The organism is Bacillus cereus, from assembly GCF_002567495.1.
GTDB lineage: Bacteria > Bacillota > Bacilli > Bacillales > Bacillaceae_G > Bacillus_A > Bacillus_A cereus_AQ.
Map to the genome: position 1 here is coordinate 38,399 of NZ_NVAP01000017.1, position 25,266 is coordinate 63,664.

Consider the following 25,266-nt stretch of genomic DNA (forward strand, 5'->3'; position numbering starts at 1 on the left):
TTATGCATATTAATTAATTCACATAAAGAGGTTGTTCTTTTTAAAAGAACAACCTCTTTTCATTAGCAAGTTTGCAATACGCAGCATGTATTTTCAAAACGTCGATTTTTCAAATCTTCATTACTAATAGAGAAATATAGCATCCCTAGTTCTCCCCAAACCATATTACAATTTTTATGATCTGAATCAATTTGGAATAAAAGGGTCATTTGCTGCGGATCTACTCCCATATATTCTCCTGTCTCATATAACACTTCTTCTTGTACAGAGAATGGCTCACCAAACATTTGATGGTTATCGTAGTTATCCGGAATTAGCTCTTCAAGTAATTGTAAGAAACGATCTGAATCAACCTCATTTTCAATGAAAAGCTCTGGTAATTTGTATGTCAGTTCAAAAGTAATTGCACACTGGTTATATTTCGCTTGTATTTCATTTGCTTTTCGTAATTGTTCTACGGGAACATCATAATAAAGTACACGACCAGCTTCGACCAGATTCACATCTTCTTCAAAATAATTTTCAATGCTAAAGAAATATAACATCCCCGTCTTAGGAAGATTGTGATCCATACCAACGTTTTGTAAATCACTTAAGTTAAATTGCGCGATGAATTGTAACGGATTTCCTTTATACTTTGGATATTCAAACGAAGCTGGTAAATCAGGAACTCCCCCCATTTTCGAACTACCTATCGCAATAGTTTCCTGCTGCTTTGGCACAATTTTTATACAAGGAAATACAGTATTAATAAGTTCCTCTTTCAAATGTGTTAGTTCATATTTATCAATTAATACTTCAATTTTTTTATTCATAAATTCTCCTTACATTTACATACTTATTTATATCATAGTACAAAGATTATACTTCATTCTTTATAAAATCAACAAGCCTCCCAAAAAACGGGCTTATCCTTCGTACGCGAACTAGTTTAAAACAGCATACTATACATTGTTCCTACAAACACGATAGTTCTTTAGTTCTTCCAGTACATTTTCCCCTCGTTCATTTTCATTTTTAATATAAGGAGGAATTCCACATGGGTTACGGATATAGTTGCGGCGGTTACGGTTACGGCGGTAGCTGTGGTGGTTGTGGTTACGGAGGTTTCGCTTTATTAATCGTTTTATTCATCCTTCTAATCATCATCGGAGCTAGCTGTTGGGGCGGCTTTGTAGGCTGCTAGTAAACTTAAAAACTATTGTAAAAAAGCACGTACAATACGTGCTTTTTTTCCATTTCCAAATCTTTTATTCGAAAGGAAGTATGTTTAATGAAGATCGATGGTGTTTTTGAAGGAGGCGGTGTACGCGGTATTGCGCATGTTGGAGCAATTTGCGCGTTAGCCGAAAAAGGTTATGACTGGGAACGTGTAGCTGGAACATCAGCTGGTGCAATTATCGCAGCACTTTTAGCTGCAGGATATTCTTGTTCCGAGCTAAAAACCATAATAACTGATATCGACTATAACAAATTTATGAAGAAAACCTTTATTGACAGGATCCCCATTATTGGAAAAGGATTAAGTGCATGGACTACTCTAGGTATTTACTCTAATGTATTTATAGAAGAATGGATTGAAGAATTACTTCGAAAAAAAGGGGTTCATTTATTTACTGATTTGCCAGATCTAAACAAACTCAAAATCATCGCCTCTGATATCAGTAATGGTAAGATGGTTGTCTTTCCTGATGACTTACCAAACTACGGATTTTTAAATTATCGCTTCTCTATCGCTAAGGCAGTAAGAATGAGTAGTACAATCCCTTTCTTCTTTGAACCTGTCAAATGGAGAACTCCAAAATGGAAGCAGCCTTGTTATATGGTTGATGGGGGAATTTTAAGTAATTATCCAATTTGGATTTTCGACTCACCAACCGCTCCACGTTGGCCGACTTTCGGATTTCATTTTGTAAAAGATGAGATTCAAGCTGATCCTGCCCACTATAGCGAGCCTATATCCATGTTCAAAGGACTATTTAAAACAATGATGCAAGCACATGATTTACGTCATTTAGATAAGGAATCAAAAGCAAGAACCATTACAATTCCAACAGGAACGATTACAAGTACGAACTTTGAGCTGACAAAGGAAGAAAAAGAATGGCTTTACAATTCTGGTTATAACTCCGCTAATAAATTTTTACAATCTTGGAATTTCAGGCAATATATTGATGAATATAGAAAAGGAAATCAAGACCGAAAGACAAATCGTTTTTTCCGCCAACTTGACTCATAATATTATTATTTTGCATACAAAAACGTTTAACAAATTCATAGTAAATAAGCCTAGTAATTTCTTATATTACTAGGCTTATTTACTTCCTATATAAACTCACTTATTGTTTAAGGGTAAGTTAATCCTTCAGCTTCTTCCTCAGTAATAACTGTATAACGATTTCCCGTTCTTAATCCTAACAGTTCTGCTTTTTCAATTGCTTCTTGCTTTGTTTCTGCATAAGCAGCTAAGTATTTATGTCCATCGATAATTTGACAAATTACATATTGTTTCATTACTTTCTCCTTTTACAATTTAATTAATTGCGCTACCTTTTTTATGCCTATTTCAATCTCTTCTAACGTTGCATATGAATATGATAGGCGTAAAAATTGATTTGCACTTCTATCATACAAAGTACCTGGGTTTAATAAAACCTTTTCTTGCAGCGCTTTATCAAATAAACTACGATGGGAAATGGGTACTTTTATATGTACCCATATATAAAACCCACCTGTTGGTTCATGCCATGTTGCTATTTCACGAAAATATTTATCTAACATTAGTAACATAAAATCTCTTCGCTTTTTCAATTCACTTCTTACAAATTGTAAATGCTCATCATATAGACCATTTGTAAACCACTCTGCTGCAATTTGCTGGGATATAGAGCTTGAACCATAATCTGTTTGCATTTTTATGTCTGACAATCTTTGAATTACTGGCTCAGGTCCAACAATCCATCCAATTCTTAAACCTGGACTAATTACTTTAGACATGCTTCCAATATGTAGTACGATTCCATTTTTATCATAGGATTTTAAAGGTTTCAAACAAGGTGCCTCAAACCATAAGTCTTGATACACTGCGTCCTCTATAATAGGCAATCCAATTTCATTACATATTTCCATCACTTCTGTTCGCTTCTTATCATTCATACTAAAATTCGTCGGATTATGAAAAGACGGGATTGTATATAATATAGAGGCATTGAATTGCTTCTTATATTTCGCAATATATGATGTATGTAACCCACTCTCATCCATCGGCATTCCAATTAAACGTATTCCTGCTGATTGGAAAACATTGAGAGAGTATAAATATGATGGTTTTTCTAATAAAATTGATGCCCCTTTCGGAAGAAGCCCCATAGAAATAAGTTGCAGTGCTTGAATTGCTCCTGAAACAATTAATATAGAGTCGGGAGATACATATACACCATGCCCTTTTAAATAGTCAGCAATCTTTTCCCTTAAATAAAGATTTCCTTTCGGCTCTTCATACCCAAGTGTCACATTTGACTTTAAAAGCTTATTCATAATTTCTTTCATCTTTTTCTCAGGTAATAGACTTGGCGCAAGCTCACCTGTTCCTAGCCGAATTACATGTGGATAAAATTCAGCTTGATTAATCTCTTGAATGGCAGGAAGATTCGGATAATGCACTCCCGTTTCTACATAAATTCTCCAATTAGGAGGCGGAGCGTATGTTGAAGTATTTTCGTTATGATTTACAACAATTGTCCCCTTCCGACCGTTGCCTTCAATATATCCTTTTGCCACTAATTCATCAAAAGCCATTACAATTGTACTTCGATTCACACCAAATGTATGCGCCAAATCTCTTTGCGAAGGTAATTTCGTTCCAACTGTCCATTCTCCATTAACAATTCTTTCTTTTATATACGTTTCTATTTGTTTATACAAAGGAGTCGCTAGAGACATATTAGGCTTCCAAACTAATCTTTCCATCATATATCACCTTACATTCTTTTTGGTTGGTAACCTCCCCAACCATATGGATGGATACAAATTTTCATTTCTTCTATACAATATACACTATCATAATACATTAAAGTAGGAGGGAATATGATGAGTGAAGCGATTATTCATGGTATCATTCTTGCATTTGGCCTTATCATTCCATTAGGTGTTCAAAATGTTTTTGTCTTTAACCAAGGTGCGAGCCAACCAAACATTTGGAGGGCAGCCCCTGTCGTATTAACTGCCTCAATATGTGATACGTTGCTTATATTAATTGCAGTTCAAGGTGTCTCCCTTGTACTCCTTACTTTTTCTTGGCTAACTAACACGTTATATATAATTGGATTTTTCTTTCTCCTATATATGGGCTTTATTATTTGGAGAAGTAACCCTACCAATGATGTAAAACAAGAAAACAGTATGCCTTTAAAAAAACAAATACTTTTCGCTGCATCAGTTTCGTTATTAAATCCACATGCAATTTTAGATACAATCGGTGTAATTGGAACAAATTCTATCCAGTACATAGGAAGTGAAAAATGGGCTTTCACCTTTGCAACTATTATCGTTTCTTGGATTTGGTTTATAAGCTTAGCTTTATCTGGAAAATTTTTAAAAAAGGTAGACTCGACTGGAAAAACAATCGTATTATTAAATAAATTTTCAGGACTCATCATATGGGGAGTTGCTCTTTATATGTTAAAACAAGTTATTCTTTCTAACTAAATAAAGAGAACCACATGTTAATTACACATCCTATGGTTCTCTTTCAAATTATGAAGTCGGTTCCGATTTCTGTTGTACCATCTTTGTATCTTTTGCTGGTTTAATCCAAATGATTGCTATAACAGCGCCAATGGCAGCGAAAATACTTGTCACATAAAACACTTCATGGTCCGCCCCTTTCATAAAAAAAGAATATAGGGGTGGTCCAGCTGCTACACCAATAAATCGCATTGAACTATAAAATGAAGTAACCGTTCCTCTCTGCTCCTTTTCAATCCCTTGTGTAATTAGAGCGTCTAAGCACGGAAGAGCCATACCAATTCCTATTCCCATTATAACGAGACAAAGAAGTAGTAAATAGATTCCTTTTATAAATAAAGGGATTATGACTGATGCAGCGGCCAGTAAAAAACCAATATAAATACACTTTTTCATAACATTTTGATTATCTCCAATTTTTTTACCGGCCAGATAGGAACTTAGGGATAGTACAAGTAAGGGAATGGCAAGTACACAACCTTTCCATATACCATGAATGTCATACTTTGACTCCAATATTGTAGACAAATAAAAGAGAATTCCGAATAAAATAAGCATAATAATTGCACCTAGTACAAAAATGGCAATTAACCACCTTCCCTTTTCTCGAAACGTAGAGATAATAGATTGAATAAACTCTTTTAGTGGTGGTACTTCTCCTTCTTGTTTTTTTGCTTTTACTAATACCAGCAATAAAACAATCGATAAGATACATAAAACTGGAATCGCCCAAAATGGTAAGAACCATACAATAGCGGCTAAAGCAGATCCTAAAATAGGGCTGAGCACTTTCCCAAATGTATTGGATGTCTCAATAATCCCTAAGCCCGTACTAACTTGTTTTTCATCTTTGTATAAATCACCAACACATGGTATAACAACCGGCATCGCACCAGCAGCACCAATGCCTTGAATCGCTCTACCGATAAGTATCCAGTTGTATGGATTATCAACTTTCCACGACACCCAACCTGTTATCGCACCCCCGATAGCTGCTATCAGTAAACTTGGAACCATTACCATCTTTCTTCCCCATCTATCTGATAAATAACCAGCAATCGGTATAAGTAAAATCGCAATGATCGAGTAAATTGTAATAATCATGGATACTTGAAACGATGAAATATGTAATTTCTTTTCAATTGTCGGCAAGATTGGAATGAGCATTGAATTCCCTAATGTCATGACAAGTGGAACTGATGCAAGCGCAATTAAACAACAGTTTTCTTTTTTTAACATGTTGATTTCGGAACCTTTCATCATATATTTCTTACCATATAATAGCCCTGCTGGAACATAATTTTCATTCCACCAGGGCTATTACATCTTTACTACTTCCCATTCACAACAAAAGAAATTGGGTAAAATATAGTATTACTTCTATTCTTTGAATTCTGTTCACTATATATCCATACCAATTAATTGAAAAAAAAAGAAAGGAAGAATCCTCCCTTTCTCCTATAACCTTCTACATTTAGCGAGTATATCCGCCACCAAGCTGTTGTTCTGCCATCGCTACTAGGCGTTTTGTGATTTCACCGCCTACAGAACCGTTTGCACGTGAAGAAGTATCAGCTCCAAGTTGTACACCGAACTCTTGTGCAATTTCATACTTCATTTGATCTAAAGCTGCTTGTGCTCCATGTGATGCTAATTGATTAGAATTACGATTTCTAGCCATTACCAATCACCTCCTTATTTATATATAAATTGTGTCAAATCCGAATTTAAATACATGGTAATTTTTGGTTATTTTTTACAGTAAAAAAAGAGCCTCTATACGAGACTCTCACATCATTTCACATTACGAAGTTACTACTTCTAAATTTCTATTTATTAATACTTTCATTTCTTCTTTTAATACCTCTTTTGAGTTATGTCCAAACCACTCTAACGAAGCAAAGAGATTCGTATCTCTCACTTCCTGAATAATCTCATCATAATTTACAATACCTTCAAATAACGGAACCATACCAATACGACTTCCCGCTGCAGCATATACATTATTCGGTTCGAACACATGCAAATAATCCGCTGAAGATATATTCTTAAAATGGTAATGTAATGTCCACGGCTTCAATCGATGGAAACTGTCTATTGGATCTGCGCCTGACTCCCATATATGAAGAAAATCAAGATTTATTTTTAAATTCGAATGATTTACTTCTTTTAATAATTCTATAGTAGAAGGCAATGTGTCCGTTAGTGTATTGGGATGTGTTTCTAACAGTACATACATATTGTGCTGAGCAAACACATCACAAATCTTACGTATTCGCTTCACATACTCTTTCCTCTCTTGTTCCGAGAATTCCTCGCTCCCTTTTTGCCCAGCAAACGTACGAATTTTATTCGTATTAAACCAATTAGCTAGTATTACAAGTTGTTCACTTTTCTCTATCGTTTTTTCAAAATCTGCTGATAATGATATATCTAAGTAATCACTTATCATCGTAATTTCTAAGTTTTTATCCTTTAGAAAATTCAATTCTCTTTCTGTCGTTTCACGTTCTTGCATATACAAATTTTGTGCATGAGTCCCCCACAATTCAATTCCTTCAAAACCGTTTTCATATGCAAATTGAACAATATCAGTAAATGAAATTAATTGATGACGAAATGAAATGGTACATAGCGAATATTTCATAGCTTTAAACTCCCCTATCTTAAATTCAGTTAGCTTCTTAAAAAGTTACGACAGACTGATTTGTTTTCATACCTTTCCATGATAGAAACTGTCTCTCTAATTCCTTCTTAATCTGCAGCTCAATTGCATTCATTTCATCCAGTTTTTCAATAATCGATACTAGCATATCTTTATTGTTCGTCATCGCCATTTTAATTGCACGATACTGTACATTTGTAAATCCTTGCACAATATCCTCTATCCGATCACACCAATAATCAAATTCTTCCTCCGAATATTGCAACGCTTCACGGAAGTATGCAAAGGCATGCTCATAACTATATTTACGAATTGCAAGTACTGGTATTTGTTTTACTGCCGCTACAAGCTTAGAAAGCGAGTACCCATCTTCCTCATTTGCCATCTTTACAATTAAATTTTTCAGCTCCATAGTCAGTTCATTGTCGTTCTTTTTGAATGTCTCTGTGAAATAACTAGCTACTATTTCTTGTGTTGGCTCCCCAATTCCTTCTACATCAATGAAATACCCTCCACCAAATGGGTTATTTTTAACAGAGTGAAGCACTTTTTCTCTTTCCATATTTCCTTCCCAGCGAAAATCAGGATCTAACATAAACCACTCTTCTTCTTTCTCTGTCTTTGATATCATTAAATAGTGTGGAAACGGTTTTTGATGAAATTTATTTTCCCTCTCTGGTAATAGAGACATATCAACCATTACAATGACATAACGATTTTCCGGCTTATTTTCTACTAATTCTAAAAACGTTTCTACATTGCTATCTTTATCTCTTGCATGATCATACCATTCGTTCACTTTAATACCGTACAATTTTTCAAACCAAAGTAAATAATGATCATGGTTAATGTTTTCAGAGTGATACGAAATAATTCCGCCTTCTGTTATATCAAAATCTCCATCCCATAGTCCAAAATAAAATGGACGAAAATCAATATCGCTACGCCTTTTTATAATTTCACAAAAACAACTCACTAAACAATGCACTTTAATTGAAGTCATACTCTCATCCACTTTCCTAAAGGCTAGTTATTCACATTTGCTTCCTGTAACGGCCGTAATTCCTCCATAAAATCAAGCAAAGATCCTACAGTAAGAAATGCCTTTGGATCTACCTCATCCTCTGGAACGCATAGCTTTAAATCCATTTCTATGTATACAATGAGCTGCAACATCATTACCGAATCTATATATAAATCTTGATTTAAGCGCATCGTTTCTTCTAAATACGTTACATTTTTCAGTTCCATTTTTTCTACCATAATTTTTAACACTTCATTCTTTAACGCTTCTCGTCTCATGTTGTAACCTCTCCCATCTCTAGTAACTTTCTACTTACTTTTCCAGTTTTATTTTTCGGAATTTCAGTTACACTTTCAATTTCATGAGGAACTTTATAAGAAGGTAAGTGCTGAATACACCATTCTCTTATTTGCACCGGATCAATATGAGAAATCACTTTCGCTTTAACTATTTCGCCCATCACAGGATGTTTCCCTCGATATACAATTGCCTCTTGAACACCTTCCAATCGAAGCATCGTTTCTTCTACCTCTATAGGAAAGACTTTTAATCCTGAAACGTTAATTACATCGTCCATACGCCCCATAAAATGAATGCCATGCTCAGATTTATATCCTAAATCTTTCGTGAAAATTTCCTTATCGTTAATTTTCACTACAATTTCTTCCGGTGCATTTTCATCTGAACCTATGCTTATACTCGTATGAGGTAGAGGGTTTCCTAAATCTAAATGGCTTTTCATATCATGACATATACTAATACAGCCTGCTTCAGAACAACCGTATTGCTGCATCATATATGTTGTCATTTCTTTTAGTTTATAAAATAATGCTTCTGGCAAAGGCGATCCTGATGTCATAATTTTATGAAACTGAAACGTCCCTAATGGAAAACTCCCCATAATGTGTAACATAAGTGGTACCGCATATATGATATGTTTTTCTGTATTGCGAACTATATTTAATGCAAATTTAGGGTTTTTATTCGTAATGATTATAGGCTGGCTCCCCCTCTTAATTGCAGATAACGTACCACATATTAGTCCGTATGAATGTGAAACAGGTGCCATAACGATTGGCACTTCATCTACTTCACAGTTTAAAGCTTCATTATAGGCAGTAATTTCTGTATCAACTTCCGTCCATGCTCTACGAATCAGTTTCGGTTCTCCCGTAGTTCCCGAACTATATTGCAATAAAGAAGGCTCTTCTAGTAAAAAGTTCACTACTTCTAATTTTGTAAAACCAGCATATTCTCCATATAAAATCCCTACACAATTTGCACGCTTTGCCATTTCAATAGCCGTTTCTTTTGGCGTATCTTCATGTATAAGTAATACTGATGATCTCTTTTCTTTTAAGAAAAACACAAGCGTAATAATATCGAATGGATCTTTCAAACAAAGCGCAAACCTATTTCCTTCTGCTTCTTGAAATTGTTCCATTTCCTCGTAAACTTGTAATCTCAAATCAAAATCACTTTTGCTATACTCTTGTTTATCAACGATTAGCATAATTTCCCCCTGTAACAACTGATTTTTGTTTCATAAGTTGTCTTGCTCTATACAATGGATTTGGAACTTCATGAACAAGCGATTCCACATCCATATATAATCGACGTTTCGTTAATTGCTCAGCATAGAATGCAGGTGCATATAATTGAATATTTTCAAATCTATCTTTCAAATGTGGATATATTCTTAAATGATTTTCAATTTCTTCAACAACCATCATCCAAAAGCGTTCTTCTTGCAATCCATATTCATCCGCAAGTACGAACGCTAATTCTCCTAAATTAAACAGGAAAAGTGCATCTAACACCATCTCTTGCAAACATTCGATGCGATCCATTTCAAAGAAATCATTCATTTTTCCATCCGCATATGTTTTATACATTTTAGTAAAGTCAGGGCATTTTTCAACTTCTTTCAAGTATGGACGATAAAACTCAATCCCTTCATGAAAGTCCTTTAATGCAATACGGACAGGTACCCCTTCTTTATGGACTAGAATCATATTTTGCCCATGTGATTCTAATGCGATGCCATGCTCTACAACAAGATGTATAACTGGTATTATCGCTTTTTGAATAAGTAATTGTAGCCAATCCTTCATTCCATGTTTGTTCAACCATGCGTCAATAATTGGTGTACCATCTTTCGTTTTAGCGTATAAACCATTAAAAGGAATTGCATCCTCTTGTGCATCTAAATACTTGTGAAGGCTTTCGCGCCAAATACATCCTAATGAACCATATATAGCTTTCTTTTTCGTGTCATACGTTACACTTGAAAACTCATTTAACAATATTAAACGTGCTTCATCCCTTAAATAGACGTCATTACTTACAACATCATTTAACCAATTTGATATTGCTGGTGCACTCACAACAGAATATGGTTTCAGCGTACGAAGTGTTGAGGTGTTGAGTAAATTCATCGATAATTTAACGTACGGCTTCTTTGGACTCGTACTATTTCTTAACGTTCTCATTGACTGTTGCGCGCAATAATCATCCTTTGATGTTCCTAAATAAATAATAAATTTACTCTGTATATGATCCGCATAATTCGAAATGATGAAATTCTCCCACTGCCAAGGATGAACAGGTATAAACACGTACTGTTTTGGATTACACCCCTCATTGAGAATTCGTTCCGTATACTTTTCTAATTTACGCTCGCCAATCTCCTCTTTTAAAAGGTTGCTATACATCACTTCATTCTCATAACCTACAGTCGCATAATTCTTATGCGCTGCAATCCAGATGAGTTTTATTGGCTGTATAAATTCATATCCATATTGAAAATTGTCACGATATTGAAATCCAACACGTGCTTTATAACTAGGATGATATGGGTGGCCGTCTATTAAATGGCTTTCAAACTCATCGTAAGATTTTTGAATGTATTCTTCCTTATTATTTCTTTCATATTGTGCAATCGTGTCTTTAAATATTGTTTGTTCTAATTCATAAATAAAAGAATCTAATTTAGTTTGTTCTACGCTAACAACCCGAAAAACTTCTTCTAGAAATTGCGAGACCGATTGTATTTCTTGCTGTTCATCTTGGACTCTTACGATTAATGAATCTAAAGAAATACGTCCAAATGTCATCCGTTCCCTGCCATAGCATTTGTACGTGACACTTTTGTTTTCTTCATCAAGTCCTTGTATTATAAAAAGAATTTGTTCTTCCTTTTCTATGCGAACCGGTGTAATAATCCCCTCATACATTAACGATTCTACCAATTGACGTAGCACTCTTCTTCGCACTGAAATGTAATCTTCTGATTCGAGCGCCTTCAATATTTTCGTATGATACATGTCCACTCTCATAAAACCCTCCACTTTATGACGAAATACCATTATTTGTATTACGTGAAATTTTAACGCTATTTACGAACGAACAGCCACTTCTCTAACGAGTGGATTATGTACTTGCACATAAATTGCTTGCTCTAATGGATTACTTAACTCATCGACATCGAAAAATCTCGTTAATAAATTCGCTTTACATGCCAATTTATCTTCGTCCAACAATTCTCTTAAAAATGTTGAAGGTTCCCGGTTATATGGAAGGAATGATTCAAGTACAGACCTTAATTCCGAGAGAAGAATTTCCTCCTTAATTAATTCTGCTGTACCAAAACCATTAATGAGGCCAAACATATGATTGAAAATTAAGTAGTAACGAAATCTCTCATCCACAATATAGTCGTCATATAGATTTCCGGTACGTTCTCCAATACCAGCTAATTCATTATTAAGCTTCTCTTTCATTGAATTACAGAAATAAAACCCTTGATTATCACGGAAATAATATTTTACCGGATAACCATCCTTTAGCTGAACAACGCTATTTTGCTGATGAGCTTCTAATGCAACACCATACTGTAAATACATCCATACCATTGGCTTTAAAGAAATATTCATATATCGTCTAAACCAATCTAAACTTACTTCTTCACAGCTTCTACTTTCCAAATCTGCTAGGCGATGAATAATATTCGATAACCGAGTACGTTCCCCAGGTATAGCGTCTTGAACTAGCCCAGCAATTAATGTAGCATCATTTGCATGTTCACTATAAAAAGGATTCTCACGAATAATCACTTCAAATCCAGATTCTCGTGTTCCATAATTTAATGTAATAAAAGCTGGATCACAAATAAAATCAAAGCCTGGAAATCTTTCTCGTACTTCACCAATAGCCGTATTTAACATTTCTTTCCCTTCAAGACCACTCTCAAGTTCTTTCAGTTTATTAATACGCATTGAATTCGTTACTTTCACCGGAAACGAAAACTTAAGCATATACTTTGAATCGGGATGATATAGCGTCCTTAGTGATGATGTTGCCATATAATACTTACCTACAGGGCCAATATACTCAAGCAATTCTTGAACTATCCAATCTTGTACGTAAGCTTGATGCAAGAGCCATTCTGCCTGAAGCGGATGAATTGGAATTAATGCATATTGATCTTCCTTACAGTACTTCGCTATAAATTCCTTACTAACCATCTCATCATTACTTAATTCTTCTTTTATAATCGTTGTTGTAGAATCTGATAATAATGATTTTTCATTTACTATACTTTTATGGGCCCGAAAATAATGAAGCTGGCATTCTCCTTTTAATTCTGGAGAATACATTGCATTTTTCCAATCCACTATCCCCTGTCTACTCTTTGGTGTAGGATGAGTTAAATGCCCAAATAATAAAGACTGCTCCGCTTCTATAAAAGTTGTATGGAAACCGTATAATGCGGATGTATCTTCTATTCTCTCTTTTGTAAATTCCTCAATATTTTGACAACTACGAATGACTCGAAGCATAAGTTCCGCAGGATTCGTCCCTTCTCCGTAGTTGATAGACATCTCTTTTATTAAAAATGTAATAACTGTAACGTAATCTGCTTTCATAACAGAATTACTATCTCCAATTTGGTAATAAAATTGCTCTCCAAACAAATGACGATTTGTTGATGATTTATATATAACTTCTCCATACAAAATAACGTTCTGTGCCGATAGCCGACAACATAAATATGTGGGGACTGTATCTCTATTCAACGTATTACTGAAGATAATCTTCATTCTTTCATCCTCTGTAATCCATTCTCCACTCCCTGTTTCTCTTAAATAACAGTTTAAAAAGCTTTGTAATGTTGCATGTTCTGCGATTTGTTTCGCATGCTGCATGTTGGTCCTCCTCTTTATATTAAAGCTATCGAAATTTTATATAATAAACGATAATTGAATGTCGTTATCAATTATGATTCTAATTGATAATGATATTCAATTCAATAGTATATTTCAGAATTTTTTTATCTGATTTAATTTTCATTGTTTTCTCTCTTTTCTTTAATCTGGTTAAAAATACACGAAAAAAATACTCAGTTTCAAACTACATACTTACTATTTTTCATTAGTAATCTATCCAAAATGGTTAAACAAAAGAGGTATACCTTAATTGGTATACCTCTTTCAAACATAAAGTTTACATAATAATATTATTTATATTTCTCCAACAATACGCTGTTTCTTCTACCTGTAATCTCTCTAAAAATTTCGTATCAATTTTTTCAGGGTTAAATTTTTCATAAAACTTTTTAGAAGGATTATTTGTAACGACCCAGACTAAAAGAGATTGCATATCATTCTTTACACATTCTGATACTAACGCTTGAAATAATTTTCGGCCTATTTTCAATCCTTGATACTGTTGTAAAAGGTAAATCGCATATAATTCCCCATCACAATTATATGCACCGCTTCTTTCAACTCCCCCGTCAATGAATCCGATTATTGTTCCATCTAACGTCTCTGCTACAAATCTATATTGGTATTTATCTTCTTGTTTAAAAATGTTTTCCCATTGTTTTTCTCGTTGCTCATATGTTATATTTTCTAAAATTTCGTTAGCGAATATCCCTTTATACGTTGTTTTCCAGCTATCAACGTGTACCTTTGCTATACCCGGTATATCATCTTTTATCGCTCTTCTAATATGTATCTCCATCATTTTCTCCCCCTTGTTTACTCATCATTATATCAATTCCCCCCCTTAAAAATCCAAATAAAAAAGAGTGAATTCACTTCACTCTTTTTCCCCCTACAATTATCTACTTTCAACTTCAACTGAAACAACACGCTCAATCTCTTTTAGTGAACTATATAACTCAGTGGTATATAAATCTTCTGGGGCTAAAATAACCATCTCTAATTGCTGAAATGCCCCGTTATCAATGTCTTTAATCTTCACGCGTTTCACATGCATACCTAAATTTTTAATTTGCTTAAATATACCATCTAGCTCATGATGCTCTTTTACAGTAATTTTTATAGATAAGTCCTTTTGTCTTAATGAGTAAGGTCCTGCAATTTTCACAAGGTGAGGAAGTACATTAATAGCTAAAATAATTAAAACCATAGCAACTGTCGCTTGTAAATAAAATCCCGCACCAATTGCAATCCCTAAAGCTGAAGCAGCCCACACCATAGAAGCTGTCGTTAATCCAGAAATAACGTCATTACTTCTTCGTAAAATGACACCTGCGCCAAGAAAACCAATTCCACTAACAATTTGAGCAGCAAGTCGCATCGGATCCATATTTGTATGTCCTGGAACAGAATATACATTCACAGATTCAATTGAAACCATCGTAATTAAACAGCTTGCTACAGAAATAACCATACTTGTTTTCACACCGAGCGGTTTATTCTTTAGTTGCCTATCTATCCCGATGAATAATCCTAAAAAGAGTGCTAAACCTAATTTGAGTAAAAATTCATATGACATATTTCATTCTCCTTACTTTACAATGTCGAACAATTCACTATAACTCTTTTATGATATCAATTCCAGTCTTTTCTATTCATGTAACGACGAAAGCCGGAAAAACATTCTCAAGGATGTTTCTCCGGCTTTTTATTCCGATTAAGATTTTTATTTATTTTTGTTCTTTAATCTTAATCTGTGCGTCTTTGTAAAATGCTAATTTGTTGTCATTATACTCTTTTGTAAATTTGTTAAACTGTTCTTTCGACTTTTGTGCTTCCACATTTAATTCATTAACAGTTTTAACTTTTTCGCCAATCTCTTTTAATTTCGTTTCTTTTACTTTTAATTTTTCATACAGTTCTTTTTCAGTCGCTAACACTTTCGTATAATTTTCATTCATCTTTTGGAATGCATCATAACGATTCTTATACGACTCTTCTACTACTTTTGCTTGTTTTTGTAACTTCTTATCTTCAAGCTTCTCTATATTACTTTGAACAGATTTCGTTTCCTTCTGTGCTTTTTCTAGCATTTCTTTTTCACTTTTCAATACTTTTTCACGATCATCTACATTTGCAGTAGCTTGCTCTAGTTTCTTCATAACTGCTTCATTATGATCTTTGCCTTCTTGCAAAATTTGAGAATATAATTCTTGACCTTGTTTCTCTAACTGCTCTAATTTTTTTGCTTCATCCACTAAAGATTTTTCTTGTGTTGCTGCTGTTTCAAAAGCTGTATATAAATTTTCTTCTGGCTTTTCACCGAAACAACCTGTTAACAAGCCTACTGATAATGCTCCAACTACTGCTACTTTTCCATACTTCAACGTCAATTCCTCCATTACATACGATTATCATGCCAGAAGTTCACTGGGAAGTGACTCTCTTCATGATAAGCTTCAAACTCATAACCCTTTTCTTTTAGCCCCTTTAAAATTGCTGGTACAGCAGCAACTGATTGCGGGTGAATATCATGCATTAAAATTACTTCCTGCGGTTTTGTTGCATTCGTTAATACATTTTGAGCAATTTGTGCTGCAGCTGCATCAACTGGCATTTTATTATATTTCCAATCTAATGAATCAATTGTCCAATCCCATACTTTAAATCCGCCTTCTACCACTTTATTTCGAAGACCTTCATTCAATCCAGGCATCGAACCATATGGAGGACGTGTTAATTTAGGTGATTTCCCAATAATATTAGCGATTAAGCCTTGATCTTCTTTCATCTCATTTACATACTCGCCATTTTTATATAACTTTGCGAAATTATGTGTCATACTATGCATGCCTACATAATGCCCCTCAGCATTTTCACGTTTCACTAAATCAGGAAATTCTTTTACATTCGCTCCAATTAAAAAGAACGTCGCCTTCGCATCATGTTGTTTTAACGTATTTAATAATTCAGCCGTATATTTCCCTGGCCCATCGTCAAATGTAAGATAAGCAACTTTTCTTTCTTTTCCATTAAAACGACTTGGTGCCGTTTTATTCATTTCAACTTTCGGCTGTTCACTTGCAAGCTGCACTACATTTTCTTGTTTCGCAACAGCTTTTGCTGGTGAAGTAATTGATTGGAACATGAAATACCCAATAGCTACTGCGGCAATCGCTATTAAAACGGCTGCTATTTGTTTAATTTTTAAAGCTTTTTCCATTCTATCGAATTCCTCTCCCTGTTAATCTTATATATATAAATCGCCCAATATAATTATACATCTATTTATTTTTATTTCACCATATAAACAGATTTTTTGTATTATAATGGGAGTTTTATCAAAAGTATTGTTCCATTTTCTTATAAGACTAAACGTATCTCCTTGAAGCTCCACCTTTTTTTAACGATAGCTAAACCAATACTTACACCTGTTGCATGATTACTAATCTGGTAAAATAGCTGGTCAATATATGATAAATGCTCTTTAGCAATTACTATTCCTTCGTCTTTCACCTTGATCGCCTCAATGTGTATGAATATGTAATTGCATTTTGAACAGTCTTTCTTTAGCCTATTCCAATTTCTCACGAATTCAATTTGTTCTATAGTAGTGATACATTGAGTTTCTTTCTCTTCAACTTTAGGAGTTAATTTCCAAATCGTCTCCTCTAGTATATCTTATAATTACACCTTTTGTTTATATAAATTAAAATGATTTTAGTATAATTTTTCTAAAACAATAAAGCGTTATTGAAAAGTTGCTAATCCATTTCAAAAAAAAGATTGGCAAAAGCCAATCTTTTTTATTATTCGTTTCGAACAGGTTTTGGCGTTACACCTAAATGGTCATTTAATTTTTTTGAAATATCCTTTACATTTTTTTCATTTGGAATGTAATAATAAATACCACCGATACGTTTATCTGTACCTTCTATTTGCATTTTTTCCATTTCCAAATTAGATCCTGCCATATTTTTTGTAATGGCAAGCATATCGTCGAATGTTAAGTTCGTTTTCATGTTTTTATCAACCGCATCTAGTAATGATCCCATTTTGCTGATTGATTGAACAGACATCGCTTTTTTAGCAATTGCTTCTATTACAAGTTGCTGTCTTTGACCACGCATTGCATCACTATCGATTTTACGCGTTCTTGCAAGTGCAAGTGCTTGTTCTCCATTTAAATGTTGGTAACCTTTTTCTAAATGGATCATACCAGCTTGGTCTTTACTATCTTGTTCAGTGAAAGTAACTGGTACATCAATATCAATACCACCAATTGAATCGACAATTTGTACGAATGATTCAAAGTTAAACTTCACATAATAATCAACAGGAACATTTAAAAATCTTTCCACCGTATCTCGTGTACTTTCCACGCCACCAAATACGTGAGCATGAGTGATTTTATCTAATTTTTTTCTAGTTGGAATATAAACACGTGAATCACGTGGAATGCTTACTAGCTTAACAGACTTATCATCTTTATTAATTGTTGCTAATAAAAGTGCATCTGTTCGAACCGCTTCGCCATATTGGCTTTTTCTCATTTCACTTCCATCTACACCCATAATTAATATTGAAATATTATCCTTTAAAGGTTCAACTTCTTTATCACGCTTTGATGACTTATCAATTTTTGCATACGCATCACTTACAACAGCTTTTGCTTTGTTATATATAAACGAACCATATCCTACTCCTCCAAAAATAAGTAGGAAAAATGGAATTAATATGAACCATTTCATTGACTTTCTTTTAGAACGCTTTTTATTACTTCTCGTATTTTGTTCTAATTCAGAGCTCATACCCATTCGCCTCTCTTTCTCTTTACCAAGTATAATGTAAGTCTATTTATCTTCATATTGAATTTCCTTTCAGTAACCTTACAATTTTGTAAGGTTACTACTTAAACCCAATATGTATTCCATTTCACATTATACTCTCGTACTTATTTTTGGCAAGTCACTATTTACCAATTTCAAAAATTTAGCACTTCGCAACATGTGAATTTACAAATTTATTGACTCGTTCATTTTAAATTAGGATGTTTTTCCCTAACAAACGATAAAATAAGGAGTCCCGCTAGTTATGAAATCTCTATGGATACAGTATATTTCACATTATTATTTCTCAAACGGCGTATACATGCTTTTCTTCCCCTGATTATAAATGAAAGCCGACTTTGCTTTTATTTTCGTTTTTTCTACTTCTCTATCTTCATTTGAGAAGTTCACAATAATTTTAATATCTTTTCCATAAGAAACAGATTGTACTAGCTTATCTTCTGACAAATATGCAAAATTCGTCATCTCTTCTTTTACTGCTTTTTCATGAACTTCATTCCAAACTTTTAGATGCTCTGTAATTTCCTTTTTATGCTTATTCCACTCTGCTTCATCTAAATGGTACAACGGAGGAACATTATACAATATTTCAGACAGCATTCGATTTCCAACTTCATCTTTTACTTTTAAACTTCCCCATTCCCAATGATGCGTTGTAATAACGGAATCGTTGTATACTAATTTATATAATGGTACCGAATATACTGGATTTAAATATACTTGTTTATATTCTTCTTTCAATGGCACTTGTTTTGCATATTTTTCAGGAACATTTTGATTTGGTGACCAATATCCGCCGACATAATACGGACTTGTTTTATTTTTCCTCATATCTTCATCGTCCCATTTAATAACGGGTGTTTCAATTCCGTGTGCAAATGCAATCGTATTACTAGCAAAATCATTTCCACCTTCAGAACCAATGACCATACCCTCTTCTTGTGCGATGTAGTCCATTCGTTTTAAACGTGCTTGTAAATCTTGCTCTTGTGTCGTTATATGTTTCGCCGAATAGTCATCGTAAATCTCACCTGTTGCATCACAATCGATAAACCATGAATTATATTTAGGACCATTTTGTAATATATCATTCATGCGTTCTTTTACACTAGGCAGCGATAAAGTCGGGTTTAGCTTGCGGCCTCTCCCTAAAAAGCCTTGCACCTTTTCTCCGTTTTTCTTCGTTACAGTAGCCTCTTCGTATAATGATGGGTCATTAAAGGATGCTGTGTTCCAATTTTTATCACTTTTTTCGTGAATGGAATGATATGAATCATACGGACCAACTAAATACCCCATCTCCTTCGCTTTTGTCACGAAATTTGGTTGCATAAATCCTTGTTCCCAGTTCGGCAGACCAATCCACGCTTTGTCTATTCCTGACTCTTTCATTTCCTTTAGTATGTCCGTTCCATCTGCATTACCCCATTTACTTACCTCTTCAATCGCATCACCAAGTAGTGATTTTAATACATGCTTATTTAAACTATACAACTCCGCCTTCGTTAAGTGAGCTACACCTTTCTTTAATAGCGCACTAGCTTCCTGATCAACTTTTTGGAAAATATCCTCTTTATAAAATTCCTTCATGGATAATACTTCGTTTATATAACGTAAAATAACATTTTTTTGATACTTATCAATGAAATCTTGTTTACTTACTTGATCTAATACATTCAGTTCCCCAGGCTCTGAACTATTCTTTTGAATAAGTTCTTTTATATGGCTAAACAGCGGGCTATTTATTTGCTCCCTTAATTTTGGCCAATTTATATTACTTTCTGATAAACCATTTTGATTCCAAAAATAAAAATGCGCCGCTCCATATAACTTTTCGATTTCTTTATTTTTTCTAGCCTTTTCTTGTAATGTTTTAAATTCACCTTTTTCAATAATATAATCCTTATACAATTTAGCAATACTGACCGCATCATTATTTGTCACATATAATTGAAATCCATATGTTTTATTTTTATTTATGCTCGGGAATTCATGTGTAAAATCAAATCCTATTTTCGGATCCGAATGAAATTTCAATTCATTATTAAACATATTGTTCACAATATATACAATTGAATATTTCGAACCATTTAATGCGAAAAACTTCATAGAAAATGATTCAGCAAATGAATATGCATCATCCTTTAAAAACTTCTTCCAATTCTCATCATTGCTCGGAATTTGCTTACCTTCCCATAACGGCAGTGTATAATTTTCAGCCTCTACTTTCGGCCACGTAAAGCTTTCCGCACCAGTCGATTCCACTTCAATGTTTAAGTGGTCTTTTTTCTTTTCTAACTTTATTTTTACTTTTTGATCTGGATATTCCCACGATGTACGATCCTTTTCTTTTTTTACATTCGATACCTTCATTTTCGGTAGGGGTTGTGATGCCTGTTCCTTTACACCCTCATGTTCTACAGTTACTGTGAATGTTTCTGGGTTTACATCATAAGTAAAATCTTTATACGTCGCTTTCTTTATTTTAGACTCTTGTACAGCATTACTACCTTTTACATCACAACCGACTAAAGTCGAAAAAGACATAGTTGTAAGAAGACATATCGCTATCATTTTTTTCATCCTCTGCACCTCCAACAATGAATATACAGGTGCTTTGTTACAGGAATGTGGCAAAAAATAATAGAGCTAGCATATCGCTAGCTCTATTTGGAGTATTAAAAAAAATGATATGAACAACTTTAACTCGCTTAGAAGATATGTAATACAATAACTACTTTTTTCTTTTTCACTAATTATGAAACTAAACAAATCGAAATTTTAACAAGCATTCTTTAACTGAAAAAGTAAGTGTATACAATGTATCCTAAAAGTAGTACTACGATGATTATCCCTGTACCTTTCCAATTCATACCGCCTGCCATATCAACAGGACTACCTGATTCCGCTCTATTGAGTCCATCATTTAAAGAACCAGTGGGACTACTTTTTAATTCACTTTGTCTCATACGTTCTCTTTTTTCTTCTGGTGACTCTTTATTCATATAAGCACCTCCAAAATTAATACACTCTTTACTAAATGATACATTATTATCTTTCTTTTATATGAAAACTTAACAGATATTTACAACATAAAGAAAGCTAGCGATGCTAGCTTTCTTTATAATCCAATATGTTCTTCCTTGTTTACAATAATCCCTTTATGGTCGATTTCAAGCTCACATACTCTCATATCTGTAAATACTCTCGCTAATTGCTCAGCAATTTCTTGACGTTTCTCATAGGGTGTTAATATAAAAATAGATGGTCCCGCACCGCTAAGTGCTGTGCCGTACGCACCAAATTCTTTTGCGCATTTACGAATAGATGGTAATAGCGGTACGAGTTCTAAACGATATGGCTCGTGAAAATGATCTCTTTCCATCATTTCACCTACAACTTCCCAGCGCTTTTGACATAATGCAGCTACTAATACGTTACTTATCGCACTAGCTTTAACTGCCTCATGAAACGGAAACATTTTCGGTAATACAGATCGACTTTCATCTGTATTTAATTCTTCATTCGGAATAAGAGAAATTACGCCTAACTCTTTGCTCTCAATTCTTACAACGGAAACATCCTTTCCATCAAGTGCTCCGATTACAGTTCCACCTAATATAGAAGCAGCAACATTATCTGGATGTCCTTCAAAATTTGTAGCAATTTGAACCTTTTGATCAGTTGTTAAGTTCAAATTACCCAGCTGATTCGCAAGCTCTATTCCTGCTACAATCGCTGATGCGCTACTACCTAGTCCCCTTGTTAACGGAATATTACTAGTAACTTCTATTATATGGGGTGATACAGAAGGACATACTTTACATGCCGTGCTAACGATTAAATTTTTATCATCTGTTGGAATAGAATCGTCAAAGGAATGAATCACTTGCCATTTATCAGCTTTTTCTTTTACCACCACATCTAAATACAATGACAAAGCTATTCCAACTGAATCAAATCCAGGACCAACATTCGCCGTACTAGCAGGGACACGAACGCTTAATGGTATCACGACATAATCACCCCTTTAATATGATTTTTAATTTGTTCTATATCATTTGATACGCTTGCAATGTCTAGTCTATTAGAAGAAATAGCGATATCAGGATCTTTCAAACCATTTCCAGTTAATACTGCAACTACTGTTTCTCCCTTTTTGATTTTTCCAGATTGAACATGTTTAATTACGCCGGCTAATGAAGCATTTGACCCTGGTTCAGCGAAAACTCCTTCAGTTTTTGCTAATAACCTATACGCCTGTAAAATTTCTTCATCTGATACCATATCTATTTCACCACGTGACTGCTCGGCAGCCTCTACTGCATACGACCAACTTGCTGGGTTACCAATGCGAATAGCTGTTGCAATTGTTTCAGGCTCTTCAATTACATGCCCTTTTACAATTGCAGCTGCTCCTTCTGCTTCAAAGCCATGAATTCTTGGCTTCTTATAACCTTTTTCTTTCTCATATTCACAGAACCCTTTCCAATATGCTGTAATATTCCCTGCGTTCCCAACAGGGATAGCTAGAACATCTGGTGCATTTTGCAATTGGTCACAAATTTCAAATGCTGCTGTTTTTTGTCCTTCAATTCGGTAAGGATTCACTGAATTTACTAATGTAATCGGCTCTTCTGCAGCAATATTTCTTACAGCCTTAAGTGCATCATCGAAATTCCCTTCTATTGAAATGATTTCAGCTCCATAAGCGACCGCTTGCGCTAATTTCCCATGCGCAATCTTCCCTTCTGGTATTACGATAATGCATTTCATCCCAAGACGTGCCGCGTATGCTGCAGCTGATGCTGATGTATTACCTGTTGATGCACAAATGATTGCCTCTGAGCCTTCTTCTTTCGCTTTAGCAACCGCCATAACCATACCACGATCTTTAAAGGAACCTGTCGGATTCGCTCCTTCGTACTTACCATATAGCTGAATTCCTAATTGGTTCGATATATTTAATAACGGAATAAGAGGTGTGTTTCCTTCCATTAAACTGACATCAGGTGTATTTTCATTCACCGGTAAATAAGAAGCATATTGTTTTAATAGTCCTTTATACATATTGTTTTTCCTCCTCAATAATGTAGTAACTGTTTATTTCACTTGCGACAGCTTCTATCGCTCCTAAAACTCGTTCGAATTGATACTTGGAAGTTCGATGTGTCACAACAACGACTTCTGCCAGTTCACGGTTTAAAGGTAATTGAATAACTTCTTTTAAACTTACAGAATAATTAACGAAACATTCTGTTATTTTTTGCAACATGCCAGGCTCATCTCGTAATGAAATACGTAAGAAATATTTCGAAACTACTTCTTCATCACCTTGTAATTCATAAGGAACTGGTTCTTTTAACGCACTTTTATTTTTCGGAACTTGATTCATATTTTTAACGATGGAAATAATATCACTTACTACAGCAGAACCAGTCGGTAACTTCCCAGCCCCAGGTCCATAAAACATCACTTCTCCTACCGCTTGGCCATGGACATACACCGCATTAAATTCATTATTCACATTTGATAATGGATGCTGCTTCGGTAAAAGCGTCGGTTCTACACTTAAATGAATGGCTGGTCCCTGTTTCTCAGCCTTGCCAATTAACTTCATAGTAAATCCTAACTTTTCAGCCATTTGTAAATCTTCTTTTTCGACCTTTCGAATCCCTCTTACTTGCACATCATCTAATGAAACATTCATCGAAAAACCTAAGTTTGCAAGAATTGCTACCTTTCTCGCCGCATCTAGTCCATCTACATCTGCTGTCGGATCCGATTCCGCAAAGCCTAATTTTTGTGCTTCCTGTAAAGCCTCTTCATAAGACCATCCATTTTGACTCATTTTTGTTAACATATAATTTGTTGTACCATTTACAATTCCCATTATTTTTTCAATTTGATCTGATGCTAGCCCGTCAGTTAATCCTCTTAACACTGGAATTCCACCCGCTACACTCGCTTCATAACATAAATCACAATCATTATCGTTCGCCAGTTGGAGAAGCTCTGCACCATATACAGCCATTAAATCTTTATTTGCTGTTACGACATGTTTTTTATTTCGTAAAGCCTTAACAATATGCTGTTTTGCTTCTTCAATTCCCCCCATTACCTCTACTACAATATCAATATTTGAATCATTTAGAACTTCATCTGCATTACTTGTTACTGCAATTCCATCAATACAAACATCGCGTTCTTTTTCCAAATCACGTACAACGACTGTTTTTACTTTCACTTCGTATCCTGTATCAAGGGCGATTTTTTTATAATGTTCTTTTAAAATATGGACAACACCACTTCCGACCGTACCTAAACCTAATACCCCAACATTTATAACGTTATTCATCTTCTAATCTCCTCCTAAAAGTTTAATTGTTACACCTATAAATCACCTTATTCTGCTCTTTGGCCATGCAGGTGGTGGTTATTTCCGTACGTACAAATTGTTTCATGTTACAAGCACCTCCTTTCAAAGTAATAAAAAAACACACTCATCCCTAGGAAAGGGACGAATGTGTTTTCGTGGTTCCACCCTTGTTCCAACCTAGACATATCTCCTTCTAGATTGCTCAAGTTCAGATAACGGCTGATACCGTCAATAATTACTAGATTACTCGTTCACTATTGAAGTTCAAAGGTGGTAAAATCATTTCTCGTGTTAGGAAGCTCACACCCTAGGCTTCCCTCTCTGTAAACCGTAAAAATGATTTCGTGTCCTTATCGTTACTTTTTCGTTCATGT

Annotated in this window: 24 protein-coding genes and 1 other annotated feature; of the genes, 3 read left to right on the forward strand and 21 right to left on the reverse strand. The window is 34.5% G+C overall.

Translation table 11 applies throughout. The annotated features are described in order from the left end of the window. Positions 1-62 precede the first annotated feature (62 nt). Complete coding sequence (locus COK05_RS08105) at positions 63-815, reverse strand: YwqG family protein (RefSeq protein ID WP_098612176.1); 753 nt, start codon at positions 813-815, stop codon at positions 63-65. A 224-nt stretch (positions 816-1,039) separates the two neighbouring features. Between COK05_RS08105 and COK05_RS08110 the strand changes: the two genes are divergently transcribed. After that, entirely contained in the window at positions 1,040-1,186 is a 147-nt protein-coding gene (locus COK05_RS08110; RefSeq protein WP_000540425.1) for a YjcZ family sporulation protein, read from the forward strand. 87 nt (positions 1,187-1,273) lie between these two features. Then, positions 1,274-2,239 (forward strand): patatin-like phospholipase family protein, encoded by a 966-nt coding sequence (locus COK05_RS08115; protein ID WP_098612177.1) that lies wholly within the window; start codon positions 1,274-1,276, stop codon positions 2,237-2,239. A 107-nt stretch (positions 2,240-2,346) separates the two neighbouring features. Here the strand turns inward: COK05_RS08115 and COK05_RS08120 are convergent, their stop codons facing one another. After that, positions 2,347-2,514 carry a DUF3933 family protein gene (locus COK05_RS08120; protein WP_098612178.1) on the reverse strand — a complete coding sequence of 56 codons (168 nt, stop codon included), beginning with the start codon at positions 2,512-2,514 and terminating at the stop codon, positions 2,347-2,349. 12 nt (positions 2,515-2,526) lie between these two features. Beyond that, positions 2,527-3,969, reverse strand: a complete 1,443-nt coding sequence (locus tag COK05_RS08125) for an aminotransferase-like domain-containing protein (protein WP_098612179.1) — start codon at positions 3,967-3,969, stop codon at positions 2,527-2,529. A gap of 120 nt (positions 3,970-4,089) precedes the next feature. On the opposite strand from COK05_RS08125, the gene COK05_RS08130 reads away from it, so the two are divergent. Next, entirely contained in the window at positions 4,090-4,707 is a 618-nt protein-coding gene (locus COK05_RS08130) for a LysE/ArgO family amino acid transporter (protein ID WP_098612180.1), read from the forward strand. A 48-nt stretch (positions 4,708-4,755) separates the two neighbouring features. On the opposite strand, the gene COK05_RS08135 is transcribed toward COK05_RS08130, so the two are convergent. The 18 genes from COK05_RS08135 to COK05_RS08220 all read right to left on the reverse strand — a co-directional run bounded on the left by COK05_RS08135 (position 4,756) and on the right by COK05_RS08220 (position 24,871). After that, a complete protein-coding gene (locus COK05_RS08135) occupies positions 4,756-5,985 on the reverse strand; it encodes an MFS transporter (protein ID WP_141538958.1) in 1,230 nt (409 codons plus the stop codon). Positions 5,986-6,220: 235 nt separating this feature from the next. After that, positions 6,221-6,427: an alpha/beta-type small acid-soluble spore protein gene (locus COK05_RS08140; protein ID WP_000113545.1), complete on the reverse strand. Its 207-nt coding sequence runs from the start codon at positions 6,425-6,427 to the stop codon at positions 6,221-6,223. A 123-nt stretch (positions 6,428-6,550) separates the two neighbouring features. Further along, the gene (locus COK05_RS08145) at positions 6,551-7,393 is read right to left on the reverse strand and encodes a sugar phosphate isomerase/epimerase family protein (RefSeq protein WP_098612182.1); all 843 of its coding nucleotides are present in this window, start codon (positions 7,391-7,393) and stop codon (positions 6,551-6,553) included. Between the two features lie 37 nt (positions 7,394-7,430). Next, entirely contained in the window at positions 7,431-8,414 is a 984-nt protein-coding gene (locus COK05_RS08150) for a DUF6005 family protein (RefSeq protein WP_141538954.1), read from the reverse strand. 23 nt (positions 8,415-8,437) lie between these two features. After that, positions 8,438-8,713 carry a petrobactin biosynthesis protein AsbD gene (asbD, locus tag COK05_RS08155; RefSeq protein WP_098612184.1) on the reverse strand — a complete coding sequence of 92 codons (276 nt, stop codon included), beginning with the start codon at positions 8,711-8,713 and terminating at the stop codon, positions 8,438-8,440. Next, positions 8,710-9,948, reverse strand: coding sequence for an AMP-binding protein (locus COK05_RS08160; RefSeq protein WP_098612185.1), 1,239 nt, complete (start codon positions 9,946-9,948; stop codon positions 8,710-8,712). Before COK05_RS08160 ends, asbD begins: the two co-directional genes overlap by 4 nt. Then, the gene (locus COK05_RS08165; protein ID WP_141538956.1) at positions 9,935-11,773 is read right to left on the reverse strand and encodes an IucA/IucC family protein; all 1,839 of its coding nucleotides are present in this window, start codon (positions 11,771-11,773) and stop codon (positions 9,935-9,937) included. The genes COK05_RS08160 and COK05_RS08165 overlap by 14 nt, the downstream gene beginning before the upstream one ends. A 60-nt stretch (positions 11,774-11,833) precedes the next feature. Further along, entirely contained in the window at positions 11,834-13,642 is a 1,809-nt protein-coding gene (locus tag COK05_RS08170; RefSeq protein WP_098612186.1) for an IucA/IucC family protein, read from the reverse strand. Between the two features lie 298 nt (positions 13,643-13,940). Beyond that, positions 13,941-14,462 (reverse strand): GNAT family N-acetyltransferase, encoded by a 522-nt coding sequence (locus COK05_RS08175; protein WP_141538957.1) that lies wholly within the window; start codon positions 14,460-14,462, stop codon positions 13,941-13,943. Positions 14,463-14,561: 99 nt separating this feature from the next. Then, positions 14,562-15,242, reverse strand: a complete 681-nt coding sequence (locus COK05_RS08180; protein ID WP_098612188.1) for an MgtC/SapB family protein — start codon at positions 15,240-15,242, stop codon at positions 14,562-14,564. A 151-nt stretch (positions 15,243-15,393) separates the two neighbouring features. Next, on the reverse strand, positions 15,394-16,050 hold the full coding sequence (locus COK05_RS08185) for a YkyA family protein (protein ID WP_098612189.1): 657 nt from the start codon (positions 16,048-16,050) through the stop codon (positions 15,394-15,396). 14 nt (positions 16,051-16,064) lie between these two features. Further along, entirely contained in the window at positions 16,065-16,886 is an 822-nt protein-coding gene (locus COK05_RS08190) for a peptidoglycan-N-acetylglucosamine deacetylase (RefSeq protein ID WP_098612190.1), read from the reverse strand. Positions 16,887-17,472: 586 nt separating this feature from the next. Beyond that, the gene (locus COK05_RS08195) at positions 17,473-18,474 is read right to left on the reverse strand and encodes an LCP family protein (RefSeq protein ID WP_098612198.1); all 1,002 of its coding nucleotides are present in this window, start codon (positions 18,472-18,474) and stop codon (positions 17,473-17,475) included. Positions 18,475-18,792: 318 nt separating this feature from the next. Then, complete coding sequence (locus COK05_RS08200; protein WP_098612191.1) at positions 18,793-21,096, reverse strand: glycoside hydrolase; 2,304 nt, start codon at positions 21,094-21,096, stop codon at positions 18,793-18,795. Positions 21,097-21,308: 212 nt separating this feature from the next. Beyond that, positions 21,309-21,518: a DUF6366 family protein gene (locus COK05_RS08205; RefSeq protein ID WP_098612192.1), complete on the reverse strand. Its 210-nt coding sequence runs from the start codon at positions 21,516-21,518 to the stop codon at positions 21,309-21,311. Positions 21,519-21,634: 116 nt separating this feature from the next. After that, positions 21,635-22,528 carry a homoserine kinase gene (gene thrB, locus COK05_RS08210; protein WP_098612193.1) on the reverse strand — a complete coding sequence of 298 codons (894 nt, stop codon included), beginning with the start codon at positions 22,526-22,528 and terminating at the stop codon, positions 21,635-21,637. Then, positions 22,525-23,583: a threonine synthase gene (gene thrC / locus COK05_RS08215; RefSeq protein WP_098612194.1), complete on the reverse strand. Its 1,059-nt coding sequence runs from the start codon at positions 23,581-23,583 to the stop codon at positions 22,525-22,527. Before thrC ends, thrB begins: the two co-directional genes overlap by 4 nt. Beyond that, the gene (locus tag COK05_RS08220) at positions 23,576-24,871 is read right to left on the reverse strand and encodes a homoserine dehydrogenase (RefSeq protein WP_098612195.1); all 1,296 of its coding nucleotides are present in this window, start codon (positions 24,869-24,871) and stop codon (positions 23,576-23,578) included. Before COK05_RS08220 ends, thrC begins: the two co-directional genes overlap by 8 nt. 155 nt (positions 24,872-25,026) lie before the next feature. Further along, positions 25,027-25,258, reverse strand: a binding site (T-box leader). Positions 25,259-25,266 lie beyond the last annotated feature (8 nt).

Coding starts and splice junctions, on each gene's coding strand:
- COK05_RS08200 (WP_098612191.1), bottom strand. CDS start 21,096: ATGAAAAAAATGATAGCGATATGTCTTCTTACAACTATGTCTTTTTCG.
- COK05_RS08195 (WP_098612198.1), bottom strand. CDS start 18,474: ATGAGCTCTGAATTAGAACAAAATACGAGAAGTAATAAAAAGCGTTCT.
- COK05_RS08170 (WP_098612186.1), bottom strand. CDS start 13,642: ATGCAGCATGCGAAACAAATCGCAGAACATGCAACATTACAAAGCTTT.
- asbD (WP_098612184.1), bottom strand. CDS start 8,713: ATGAGACGAGAAGCGTTAAAGAATGAAGTGTTAAAAATTATGGTAGAA.
- COK05_RS08175 (WP_141538957.1), bottom strand. CDS start 14,462: ATGGAGATACATATTAGAAGAGCGATAAAAGATGATATACCGGGTATA.
- COK05_RS08150 (WP_141538954.1), bottom strand. CDS start 8,414: ATGACTTCAATTAAAGTGCATTGTTTAGTGAGTTGTTTTTGTGAAATT.
- COK05_RS08180 (WP_098612188.1), bottom strand. CDS start 15,242: ATGTCATATGAATTTTTACTCAAATTAGGTTTAGCACTCTTTTTAGGA.
- COK05_RS08105 (WP_098612176.1), bottom strand. CDS start 815: ATGAATAAAAAAATTGAAGTATTAATTGATAAATATGAACTAACACAT.
- thrC (WP_098612194.1), bottom strand. CDS start 23,583: ATGTATAAAGGACTATTAAAACAATATGCTTCTTATTTACCGGTGAAT.
- COK05_RS08160 (WP_098612185.1), bottom strand. CDS start 9,948: ATGCTAATCGTTGATAAACAAGAGTATAGCAAAAGTGATTTTGATTTG.
- COK05_RS08140 (WP_000113545.1), bottom strand. CDS start 6,427: ATGGCTAGAAATCGTAATTCTAATCAATTAGCATCACATGGAGCACAA.
- COK05_RS08110 (WP_000540425.1), top strand. CDS start 1,040: ATGGGTTACGGATATAGTTGCGGCGGTTACGGTTACGGCGGTAGCTGT.
- COK05_RS08115 (WP_098612177.1), top strand. CDS start 1,274: ATGAAGATCGATGGTGTTTTTGAAGGAGGCGGTGTACGCGGTATTGCG.
- COK05_RS08205 (WP_098612192.1), bottom strand. CDS start 21,518: ATGAATAAAGAGTCACCAGAAGAAAAAAGAGAACGTATGAGACAAAGT.
- COK05_RS08130 (WP_098612180.1), top strand. CDS start 4,090: ATGAGTGAAGCGATTATTCATGGTATCATTCTTGCATTTGGCCTTATC.
- COK05_RS08220 (WP_098612195.1), bottom strand. CDS start 24,871: ATGAATAACGTTATAAATGTTGGGGTATTAGGTTTAGGTACGGTCGGA.
- COK05_RS08125 (WP_098612179.1), bottom strand. CDS start 3,969: ATGGAAAGATTAGTTTGGAAGCCTAATATGTCTCTAGCGACTCCTTTG.
- COK05_RS08145 (WP_098612182.1), bottom strand. CDS start 7,393: ATGAAATATTCGCTATGTACCATTTCATTTCGTCATCAATTAATTTCA.
- COK05_RS08190 (WP_098612190.1), bottom strand. CDS start 16,886: ATGGAAAAAGCTTTAAAAATTAAACAAATAGCAGCCGTTTTAATAGCG.
- COK05_RS08120 (WP_098612178.1), bottom strand. CDS start 2,514: ATGAAACAATATGTAATTTGTCAAATTATCGATGGACATAAATACTTA.
- COK05_RS08165 (WP_141538956.1), bottom strand. CDS start 11,773: ATGAGAGTGGACATGTATCATACGAAAATATTGAAGGCGCTCGAATCA.
- COK05_RS08135 (WP_141538958.1), bottom strand. CDS start 5,985: ATGTTAAAAAAAGAAAACTGTTGTTTAATTGCGCTTGCATCAGTTCCA.